The organism is Marinobacter sp. (assembly GCF_033722195.1).
In the GTDB taxonomy this organism is placed as follows: Bacteria; Pseudomonadota; Gammaproteobacteria; order Pseudomonadales; family Oleiphilaceae; genus Marinobacter.
Window position 1 is genome coordinate 1 of record NZ_JAWVZL010000100.1, and the last position, 10,294, is coordinate 10,294.

Annotated in this window: 10 protein-coding genes; 5 read left to right on the forward strand and 5 right to left on the reverse strand. The window is 64.7% G+C overall.

The annotated features are described in order from the left end of the window. Positions 1–122 precede the first annotated feature (122 nt). The 4 genes from R3280_RS13980 to R3280_RS13995 all read right to left on the reverse strand — a co-directional run bounded on the left by R3280_RS13980 (position 123) and on the right by R3280_RS13995 (position 3,601). Positions 123–806 (reverse strand): DUF4396 domain-containing protein, encoded by a 684-nt coding sequence (locus R3280_RS13980; RefSeq protein ID WP_318999226.1) that lies wholly within the window; start codon positions 804–806, stop codon positions 123–125. Between the two features lie 105 nt (positions 807–911). Further along, complete coding sequence (locus R3280_RS13985) at positions 912–2,363, reverse strand: catalase (protein WP_318999227.1); 1,452 nt, start codon at positions 2,361–2,363, stop codon at positions 912–914. 229 nt (positions 2,364–2,592) lie between these two features. Next, the gene (locus R3280_RS13990; protein ID WP_318999228.1) at positions 2,593–3,168 is read right to left on the reverse strand and encodes an HdeD family acid-resistance protein; all 576 of its coding nucleotides are present in this window, start codon (positions 3,166–3,168) and stop codon (positions 2,593–2,595) included. Positions 3,169–3,406: 238 nt separating this feature from the next. Next, positions 3,407–3,601 carry a hypothetical protein gene (locus R3280_RS13995; RefSeq protein ID WP_318999229.1) on the reverse strand — a complete coding sequence of 65 codons (195 nt, stop codon included), beginning with the start codon at positions 3,599–3,601 and terminating at the stop codon, positions 3,407–3,409. Between the two features lie 108 nt (positions 3,602–3,709). Between R3280_RS13995 and R3280_RS14000 the strand changes: the two genes are divergently transcribed. Then, positions 3,710–4,612: a LysR family transcriptional regulator gene (locus R3280_RS14000; protein ID WP_318999230.1), complete on the forward strand. Its 903-nt coding sequence runs from the start codon at positions 3,710–3,712 to the stop codon at positions 4,610–4,612. Positions 4,613–4,620: 8 nt separating this feature from the next. Here the strand turns inward: R3280_RS14000 and R3280_RS14005 are convergent, their stop codons facing one another. Beyond that, complete coding sequence (locus R3280_RS14005; RefSeq protein WP_318999231.1) at positions 4,621–5,973, reverse strand: glutamate--cysteine ligase; 1,353 nt, start codon at positions 5,971–5,973, stop codon at positions 4,621–4,623. Between the two features lie 163 nt (positions 5,974–6,136). Between R3280_RS14005 and R3280_RS14010 the strand changes: the two genes are divergently transcribed. From R3280_RS14010 to R3280_RS14025, 4 genes are all read left to right on the forward strand, one after another. Then, positions 6,137–6,832, forward strand: coding sequence for a DUF5666 domain-containing protein (locus R3280_RS14010; protein WP_318999232.1), 696 nt, complete (start codon positions 6,137–6,139; stop codon positions 6,830–6,832). Positions 6,833–6,904: 72 nt separating this feature from the next. Then, positions 6,905–8,728 carry an ABC transporter ATP-binding protein gene (locus R3280_RS14015; protein WP_318999233.1) on the forward strand — a complete coding sequence of 608 codons (1,824 nt, stop codon included), beginning with the start codon at positions 6,905–6,907 and terminating at the stop codon, positions 8,726–8,728. Positions 8,729–8,830: 102 nt separating this feature from the next. Then, the gene (locus R3280_RS14020; protein WP_318999234.1) at positions 8,831–9,616 is read left to right on the forward strand and encodes an ABC transporter ATP-binding protein; all 786 of its coding nucleotides are present in this window, start codon (positions 8,831–8,833) and stop codon (positions 9,614–9,616) included. Continuing rightward, a partial coding sequence (locus R3280_RS14025) for an iron-siderophore ABC transporter substrate-binding protein (protein ID WP_318999235.1) occupies positions 9,606–10,294 on the forward strand: 689 nt, incomplete at its 3' end. The genes R3280_RS14020 and R3280_RS14025, both read left to right, overlap by 11 nt.

Below are 10,294 nucleotides of genomic sequence, written 5' to 3' on the forward strand. Positions count from 1 at the left end.
CAAACGGATGTCAGTGAATGTCGAAACTGGCATGAACAATCGTTCATCGTTTAAGGCGCATGCTAGCGGGTCCGTCTACTTAATACAAATCACTCTCATTAAGTTTAATCTTGATGGCCCGCTCAGTGGCAGTGGCCGCTGGCGGCCGCCTCTGTGTCCCGGGGGTCCGCCATGCCGCCCTTAAGCCCGAAATGAATCAGCAGCAGGTTGGCGGGCCAGGCGGCGAACAGCCCCAGCGACAACGAAATATACAGCGACGACCAGAACAGGGCGTCGCCCATGGTGGCATCGCCACCGAGGTAAAGGTCCACGTTAATGGCCACGGATTCCATCACCGTGATGCTGATGGTCTCGGCAAAGAACGCACCCTTGAACGCCTCAAGGAAGGGTGTGCCGGCCTGCATCATGGGGCCGAGGTTGAGGGCAAAGCCGAAGATGTAGGCCAGGGCGAAGGTGATGCCGGCGGCCCAGGCGGTACTCATGGCAAAGATACCCACGGTAATGATGACGCCGAGGATTTCGCCGATACCGCAGCCCGAGTAGCAGTGGGCCACCGAGCGGAAGCCCTTGCGGGAGAGGTTGTCGGTGGCGATCTGCCGGCGGCCGGAGTAGCGATAGATCAGGACACCGATGGGGCCGGAGTAGAGTACTGTCAGAATCCACACCAGCTGCATGATGGACGCGATGTGGCTGTTGCGGGTGCGCAGGTCATAGAGGGTCCATGCCAGGCTTACGGCCACCAGGGCCAGCCAGATGCCAAGGCCGGTCCAGGTGTCGATGGCTGCCTGTATCTGATCCAGGGACATTGTCTCTCCGTCGCCGATGCAAATTTATGTATCAAGCTACAGGTTCTGTGCGACCGGTCCGGCCTGAATTCAAGGCTGCCGGGGCAGGAGCCCCGGCTTTGAGGTTTAGCCCCGAACGCCCTTTTCGATGCGCTTGCCGATGTCCTCGTCGATGTTGCGCCAGTACTCGAAAGCCCGCTCGAGCACCGGTTCGGTGACCCCGTCCTTGAGGTGGCCCACCACATTGGACACCAGGCGCTCGCGGGCGGCGTCGTCCATCACCTTGTTGACCAGCGTGTTGGCCTGGCCGAAGTCATCGTCGTCTTTGTGAAGGGTGTAGGCCTTGTGGACCATCTTGCCGCTGGCGGACCAGGTTTCGTCCTTGGGGTAGCGCTCAGGGTCGGCCGCCGGGCCGCCCTTGGAGTTGGGGGCATAGACCGGATCGGTGACGTTCTGCATCCGCATGGCGCCCTCCTTGCTGTAGGCGTGGACCGGTGCCTTGGGGGAGTTGACCGGGATCTGCTTGTAATTGACCCCGAGCCGGGCCCGGTGGGCGTCGGCGTAGGAGAATACCCGCGCCAGCAGCATCTTGTCGGGGCTGACACCGGTGCCGGGCACCATGTTGTTGGGCTCGAAGGCGGCCTGCTCGATCTCGGTGTGGTAGTCGGTGGGGTTGCGGTTCAGGGTCAGCTTGCCCACCTTCACCAGGGGGTAGTCACCGTGGGGCCAGACCTTGGTGAGGTCGAAGGGGTTGAAGCGGTAATCGTCCGCTTCGTCGAAGGGCATGATCTGCATGTACAGGGTCCAGCTGGGGTAGTCGCCGGCCTTGATGGCTTCATAAAGGTCACGGGTATGGAAGTCGGAGTCCTTGCCGGCGAGCTGGTCGGCTTCCTCCTGGGTCAGGCACTCGATGCCCTGGTCGGTCTTGAAGTGGTACTTGACCCAGAAGCGCTCACCGTCGGCGTTCACCCACATGTAGGTATGGCTGGAGTAGCCGTTCATATGACGCCAGGTCCTCGGAATGCCCCGGTCCCCCATCAGCCAGGTGACCTGGTGGGCGGTTTCCGGTGACAGCGACCAGAAGTCCCACTGCATGTCGTGGTCCCGCAGGTTGACGTCGGCGCGGCGTTTCTGGGAGCGGATGAAGTGCTGGAACTTCATCGGGTCACGGACGAAGAAAATCGGCGTGTTGTTGCCCACCATGTCGAAGTTGCCTTCCGTGGTGTAGAACTTTACGGCAAAGCCCCGGGGGTCGCGCCAGGTGTCCGGGCTGCCCCGCTCACCGGCGACCGAGGAAAAACGCAGCAGCACGTCGGTCTTGGTACCGGGCTGGAAGACCGCGGCCTTGGTGTATTGGCTGACGTCCTCGGTGACCTCGAAATGGCCGAAAGCGCCGCCCCCTTTGGCGTGGGGCTGGCGCTCGGGTATGCGTTCGCGGTTGAAATTGGCCATCTGCTCGATCAGGTAATGATCGTGCAGAGCAATGGGACCGTCCGGGCCTATGGTAAGGGAATGCTCGTCGCTGGTGACGGGAATGCCGGCGTCTGTGGTGGTGGGCTTTCTGGAATTGTCTGCCATCGGATCTCTCCATAATGTGTCATGGAGCGATGCGTCTGTGTCGCGCTTTATCCGGCCGCCATCCCTGATCGTTCGGTGATTTGAATGGCGGTCCGGAAGCGTACTGCCTGAACATCTCATCACATCGCGCTGGGTTAGCCTTTAAACCCTAGCCCAGGGTCCGGAAAGCGGCCAGCGGGATACCGTTTTGTCGCGTTAATGACCAGCATAGCCGGAGCCGATGACCAGCCTAGCCCAGGCGCCCGGCATGGCTGGCCAGCATCAGCATCCAGATGCCGGTGAAGATGAAATCCACCCCCAGCAGCAGGCCCAGGACCCAGGGCACCGTTGCGGTGAACTGGGCAAGTATCAGCAGGCCCAGCGCCAGGGACAGAAGCCCGGAGGTCAGGATCCAGCCCCAGCCGACGGCGGGGCGGACCAGCAGCGCGAAAGCGGTCTTCAGGGTACCGCCGATCAGCAGGAAAAGCATCACCACGGTAGCCAGTGTGAACACCCCGGCCACCGGGAAAACCAGCATCAGCAATCCCGCTATCAGCGCCACTCCCGCCAGAGTCAGGCTCATGCCGTAGCCGCTCCAGCGCGGCCCCCGAAGGGTTTGCACCATCTGCGCGATGCCGCCAATCAGCAGCAAGGCCCCGATGGCCAGCTCCAGCGACAGGGCGGCAACCCAGGGAAAGGCGATGGCCGCCACACCCAGCACCAGAAAGAGTAGCCCCAGCCCGGTAAACCAGCCCCGGTGCTCCCGGATGTCACGGACCAGACGGTCCTCGATGTGGATCTCGTAGCGGGTGGTGTGCATGCTCATGATGGCCCTCCCTGTTGGATGATGAATCACATCGGTCTACAGGTGAGGTAGCGTTGTCGGTGGTTTTTTCAACCCGTGCCGGCCGAAGAGCGCCGCGAATCAGGGGTGATCGGGGGATTTGCGAGGGGCAAAGGATGGAGGGAGTCCACAGAAAGCAGAAAAGGGACCTGCAGGCAGGTCCCTTTTCGGGCGGCGTATTCCGCTACGTTGGATTCCCGGTGGCGTTATGCCTTGGGAATCAGGCCTCCGGCATAGGCGGGTTGGGCCAGTCGCGCTTGCCGCGCAGCTGCCGGGCCAGGGCGTTCAGTTGGCGCCTTACGGCCGCGCTTGCATGTCTGGCGGCCACCCGCGTGTGCTCTGCCCGGGCCTGGCGGCCATTGTGCAGGATGCTGGAGGGAAGAGGGGTTACTATGTTCTGCTGCTGTACGGTCATGGTTTTTTCCTCCACGCTCCGGGTGACTTGATAGGCAGCAGTTTAAAAGTTTATTTTTGCAGTATAAATACGTTGAAACTCATATATGGTTGCAAATCTGCAGTGACAATGGATTGGGATTACCTACGTTATGTTCATGCCCTGGCCACCGGCGGCACCCTCAGCAAGGCCGGTGAAATCCTTGGTGTGCACCAGACCACGGTGCTGCGCCGGCTTGACCAGATGGAGGAGCAGCTGGGTGTGCAGCTGTTCGAGCGCAGCCGGGAGGGACTGCTGCTGACGCTGGCCGGCGAAATCGCCTTCAAGGAGGCCGAGCGCCTGAGCCGGGATATGGAAAACCTGGAGCGCAAGTTGACCGGCACCGATGCCGGGGCGGTGGGCCGGATCCGCCTGGCCACCACCGATACCCTGCTGAACTGCCTGATCGACCCCATCATGAGCGAGCTCATCAATGCCTATCCGGGCACCCAGCTGGAACTGAGTACCGGCAACGAGGTGCCCAGCCTCAGCCGGCGCGACACCGACATCGCCCTGCGGCCCACCAACGCGCCACCGGAGAGTCTGATCGGCCAGCGCGTGGGCACCATCGAATCGGCCATCTACTGCGCCACCCGCTATATGGACTGCAACCCCGACTTCGACCCGGAGCACCCGGAAGCCCAGGCCTGGGTCATGCCCGACGACAGCTTTGAGCACCTGGCCACCGGCCGCTGGTACCGCAACCACCTGAAAGAATCCCAGCCGGTGATTCGCTGCAACAGCCTCCACGGCATGTACACCCTGATCCGCGGCGGCAGCGGCGTGGGCATCATCCCCTGCTATATGGGCGACAGCGATCCGGAACTGGAGCGGATGTCGGAGCCTCTGGCCGGCGAGGGGGTGGGATTGTGGCTGCTGACCCATCGCAACCTGCGGCAAGGCGCCCGGGTGCGCACGGTGATGGAGTTCATCGCCGGTAAACTGCAGGCCATGCGGCCACTGATCGAGGGTGAGCGCCCGCGCCAGGCTTGAGGCCGGCCTCAGCCGGCGCTCAGATGGTGTCTGACCAGGTCGGCGAAGGCTCCTGGTTCCGGGTTCTGGTGTTGCAGGGCAATCAGGCGGCCGGCGGGGCTTTCGGCGTTGTCCAGGCGCCGGTCGAGCCAGCCCAGGATGCCGGTGCTGCAGCCGTTCAGCCAGTCCTCCTCCTTCAGCCGCTCGGCACCGGCCCGGCCGATGGCCTGCAGTTGGCCCACCCAATGGCTCAGCGGCCGGCCCCGGATTTCCGTGGCCAGGCCGGTCACCGGTACCCGGTCGGCCAGGTCCAGCCGCTCGGCCCAGCGCCAGTCCGCCACCAGCTCCCAGGCCTGCTGCCGCGCGGTATCGTCGTAGAGCAGCGCGACCCAGAGTGCGCAGTAGGCCTCCAGGTCCTCCTGCGCCAGGGTGTCCACGCCCCGAATCTCCAGCACCCGTTTCAGGCGCACGTCCGGCATCAGCGAGTTGAGGTGGTCCTCCCAGTTGGTCAGGTCCGGCCGCCAGCCCTCGAACCCCGGCAGCTCGCCCGCCAGGTAGCGGTTGAAATCCGCGCCTGCGACGTCGTGGTACTGGCCGTCGGCCTGGATGGAATATAGCGGCACCTGACGGATCCAGTCGACATAGTCCGCCAGGGGGGCCTTGTCGCTGAACACGAAAGGCAGCAGGCCGCAGCGGTCCCGGTCGGTCTGGCGCCAGACCCGGCCCCGTTCCGACACCGCGCCGGCCAGGCCGCCGTCCCGGAACGGGGCATTGGCCAGCAGCGCCTGCACCAGGGGTTGCACCGCCATGGCGGTCCGCAGCTTGGCCATCATGTCGGTCTCGCTGGCGTAATCCAGGTTGATCTGCACCGCGCAGCAGCGGTGCATCATGTCCAGGCCCCGGCTGCCCACCTTTGGCATGTAGTTGCGCATGATGCGAAAACGCTCGCTGGGCTTTCGGGGCATGGCCCCCAGGCTGGCGGTGGGGTGGAAGCCGGTGGCCAGCAGCAGGACGCCGTGGCGGGCGGCGCGGTCCGCCAGCTCCCGCAGGTCCGAGCGCTGGGCCTGGAGCATGTCGCCGACGCGGGCCGAGGGGGCGGTGGCGATCTCCAGCTGGCCGCCCGGTTCCAGGGTGATGGCGCTGCCGCGGGGGGTGCGCAGTGACAGCCGCTCCCGGTCGTAATCCCAGCCGCAGGCCTGCAGGTCCAGGAACAGGCCGTCCAGCCCCGACGCGCCGTCGATGGGCACGGGTCGCAGGCTGCGTTCGTGCACCGGGAAGTATTCCACTTCAAGCCCCACCCGCCAGTCGCGCCGCGGCTTGCAGTGGCCCCGGAAATACTGCGCAAGATCCGTGGCCGTGCGGTAGGTTTCCGGTAGGGTCATGGTACCCCCACGTCCTGTTGAATAAAGTGCCCCCAGTGTCCCGCCTCTCAGCCTTGAAAAAAACCCCTGCGCCACACAAGTCGGGTAAACCGGCCATAGTGCCCACTCCGGGAAGCCCGATGGCATATTGCGCGCGGGTAACCCCCTGCTGAGGGAGAACACCATGATGACCTTGCGACATCTTGTCAGTCTGCTGGCCACCCTGGCTCTGCTGGCCCTGGCATTACCGGCTACGGCACAGGACCGGCAGCAGGAGCGGAACCCGCAGGAGCGCCTGGACGGCTCCTGGGTCGTCATCAGCGGCACCGTGACCACGGCGGACCCTGATGGTTTCAGGCTCGACTACGGCTCCGGCCTGATCACCGTGGAGATGGATGACTGGGACTGGTATGCCGAGGACTACGAACTGCTGCCCGGCGACAAGGTCACGGTCTACGGGGCGGTGGATCACGACACCTATGAGGTGGCCTCGATTGAGGCGGCCAGTGTCTATGTCGAGAACCTCGGCACCTACTTCCACGCCGGCAGCCGCGATGACGAAGGCCGCTCCAGACTGGTGGACACCACGCCCGATCCCCGCGTCACACTGGGGGACATGGTCGTGGTGGGTGTGGTAACCCGGGTGGGTGACAGCCACTTTGTCATCGATTCGAACCAGCGCCGCATGACCGTCGACACCACTGCCATGCCGTACAATCCCCTCGATGACGAGGGCAATCCGCAGATCGCGGTAGGGGACAAGGTGTCCGCCAGTGGCCGAATGGATGAGAACACCCTGCCAAGGCGGGAGCTGGTGGCCGAATCCGTGGTGGTGTTGCGCAAGGATGCCGGGAAGCCGTCCTCGTCCGGGTCCATGTGATAATGGTTCACGTTTAAGTCCTGGCCCAAATCGGCTACCCTTGCGGCTTTTGCAGCCCAGGTGACGCCGGTTATGACCCAGACCCTTGCCAAGACCACCAGCAGCTTCGCGGCCCTCGGCCGGCTGCTTCGCTACGCCCGGGGCTATCGCCGCCAGATCATTGCCGCCAGTGCCTGCTCGATCATCAACAAGCTGTTTGATATTGCCCCGGAAATCCTCATCGGTATCGCCATCGATGTGGTGGTCAACCAGGAGGAGAGCTTTGTGGCCTCGCTGGGCTTCGAGTCTGCCCGCGAGCAGATCCTGATCCTTGGCGGCCTCACCTTCTTTATCTGGGCGGGCGAATCCCTGTTCGAGTACCTGTTCCAGATCCTCTGGCGCAACCTGGCCCAGCGCCTGCAGTCGGACCTGCGCCAGGACGCCTACGAGCACGCCCAGAAGCTGGACATGAGCTTCTTCGAGGCCCGCAGCTCCGGCCAGCTGGTGGCCACCATGAACGATGACGTCAACCAGCTGGAGCGATTCCTGGACGGCGGCGCCAACGCCATGATCCAGGTGTTGGTCACCGTGGTGGCGGTGGGTGCGGTCTTCTTCGTGCTCTCCCCACTGATTGCCCTGCTGGCGTTCACCCCGATACCGCTGATCATCTGGGGCGCTTTCTACTTCCAGCGCAAGGCCGGACCCCTCTACGCCGATGTGCGGGAAAAAGTGGGCGATCTTTCCACCCGCCTGGCCAACAACCTGGGCGGTATTGCCACCATCAAGAGCTTTACCGCCGAGCAGCGTGAGGCCGAGCGCCTCAAGGCCAGCAGCGAGGCCTATGTGGAGGCCAACCGCAAGGCCATCCGTATCAGTTCCGCATTCATTCCGGTCATCCGCATGGCGATCCTGGCGGGTTTCCTGGCCACCTTCACCGTGGGCGGCATGATGGCGATCCAGGGCGAGCTCAATGTCGGAGCCTACGGCGTGCTGGTGTTCCTGACCCAGCGTCTGCTGTGGCCGCTGACCGGGCTGGCGGAAGTGATCGACCTGTTCGAGCGCGCCATGGCCAGTACACGCCGCATCCTGGATCTGCTGGCCGAGCCGGTTCACGTCCGCAACCAGGCCGACACCCCGCTGGCGCAGCCGGTGAAGGGTGAGGTGGTGTTCGACAAGGTGGGCTTCCGCTATCCGTCCAGTGGCGCCGGTATCGAGGCCATCTCGCTGACGGTGCCGGCCGGCAACACCCTGGCGCTGGTGGGCGCCACCGGTTCCGGCAAGTCCACCCTGATCAAGCTGCTGCTGCGGTTCTACGATGCCACCGCGGGTGAGATCCGTATCGACGGCCAGGACATCCGCTCGGTGAGCCTGAAATCCCTGCGGGAAGCCATCGGCCTGGTGAGCCAGGATGTCTACCTGTTCGAGGGCAGCATCCGGGACAACCTGGCCTACGGCAGGCCTGGCGCCAGCGACGAGGCCATCATCGAGGCCGCCCGCACCGCCGAGGCCTGGGGCTTCATCCAGGCCCTGCCCCAAGGGCTGGATACCCAGGTCGGGGAGCGGGGTGTGCGTCTGTCCGGCGGTCAGCGCCAGCGCCTGTCGCTGGCCCGTGCGCTGCTCAAGGACCCGCCCATCCTGGTGCTGGACGAGGCCACCAGCGCTGTCGACAACGAGACCGAGGCGGCTATCCAGCGCTCGCTGCAACGGATCGGCCACGACCGTACAGTGATCATGATCGCCCACCGGCTGTCCACGATCGTGGATGCGGACACCATTGCGGTGGTGTCCGAGGGAGTGGTGGTGGAATCCGGCAGCCACCGGGAGTTGATTGAGCGGGACGGCGCCTACGCCGCGCAGTGGCGGGTGCAGACTGGTCAGGCCGGCAACTGGCAGGCCGCCGAAGCGGCGACCGATTGATACTGATTCGCATTTAGACTACTCTTGCAGCCCTGGCAGCCGGGCGTCATGGTGACGCCCGGCGATTCCTGTCAAGCCCGTCGCCCAATTCCCGGAGCCTGCATGTCCACCTTCCTAGAAGTCCGCCAGCTGGGAGTCCAGGCCGGCACCACCCCGATCCTCAACGACGTCAGCCTGGGCTTTGCCGAGGGCGAGGTCACTGCACTGCTGGGCCACAACGGCTCCGGCAAGTCCACCCTGCTCAAGGTGCTGGCCCGGCAGATCCAGCCCTCCACTGGTCAGGTTAGCCTGCAGAGCCAGGATTTCCAGCACATTGGCGCCCGCGCCTTCGCCCGCATTGTTGGTTATCTGCCCCAGCATCCACCGGCCACCGACGGCCTGACGGTGCGGGAGCTGACGGCGCTGGGGCGCTACCCCTGGCGTGGGCCGTTCGGGCGCTACACTCGCGAGGATCATGTGCTGGTGGACCAGGCCATCGCCGCCACCGACCTGACCGAGTTCCAGCACCGCTCGGTGGACACCCTCTCCGGCGGCGAGCGCCAGCGCGCCTGGATCGCCATGCTGCTGGCCCAGCAGACCCAATGCCTGCTGCTGGACGAACCGATTTCGGCACTGGATGTGAAGCATCAGGTGGAAACCCTGCGGCTGATCCACCGCCTGGCCCAGGAGCGTGAACTGACCGTGATCCTGGTATTGCACGATGTCGACCTGGCGGCCCGTTTCTGTGATCGCCTGGTGGCGCTGCGCCGCGGCCCCCGGGGTGGCGAGCTGGTGGCCGACGGCACCCCGGACAGGATCATGAACAGCGAGACCCTGGAGTCCATCTACCGGGTGCCAATGGGGGTCCTGGAGCGGGCGCCGGGCCAGTGGGTTTCCTATGTGCACTGACGTGCGCCGGCTGGCGCTGTTACTGCTGTTGCTGCTCGCGCTTCCGGTGCAGGCGGCCGGGGTCTGGAGCCACGAGCGTGGCCAGCTGGAGCTTTCCAAGACCCCTACCAGGATCGTGGCACTGAACTGGGCAGCCACGGAGGCCCTGTTGCTGCTGGGTGTGGTACCGGTGGGGGTGGCGGACCTTGCGGGCTATCCGGTCTGGGTGCAGGAACCGCCACTGCCGGAAGGTCCGCAGAACGTGGGCAGTCGCAGTGCCCCCAGCCTGGAAGCCATTGCCGAACTCAAACCCGATCTGATCGTGACCAGCGGCCAGCTGGCACCGGCCTGGGAGCTGCTGCGGGGCATCGCGCCCACCTACGTGATCAGCGTTTACGACAAGGGCGCCGAGCCCTACCAGCGGGCCCGGACCATGCTGCTCACCCTGGCCGAAATCCTGGGCCGGCAGGAGCGGGCGCAGGCGGTGCTGGCGGAACAGGATCAGGTAATGACCCAGCAGCGTCAGCGCTTGCAGGCGGCCGGTCTTGCCGGCACGCCGGTGGCGCTGGTGAATTTCATGGACGACCGTCATGTGCGCATCAACGCCCCCAACGGCATACTGCAGGCGGGTCTGGAAGGACTGGGTTTGCGCAATGCCTGGCAGCAGCCGGGCAACTTCTGGGGTTTTGCCATGGTGGG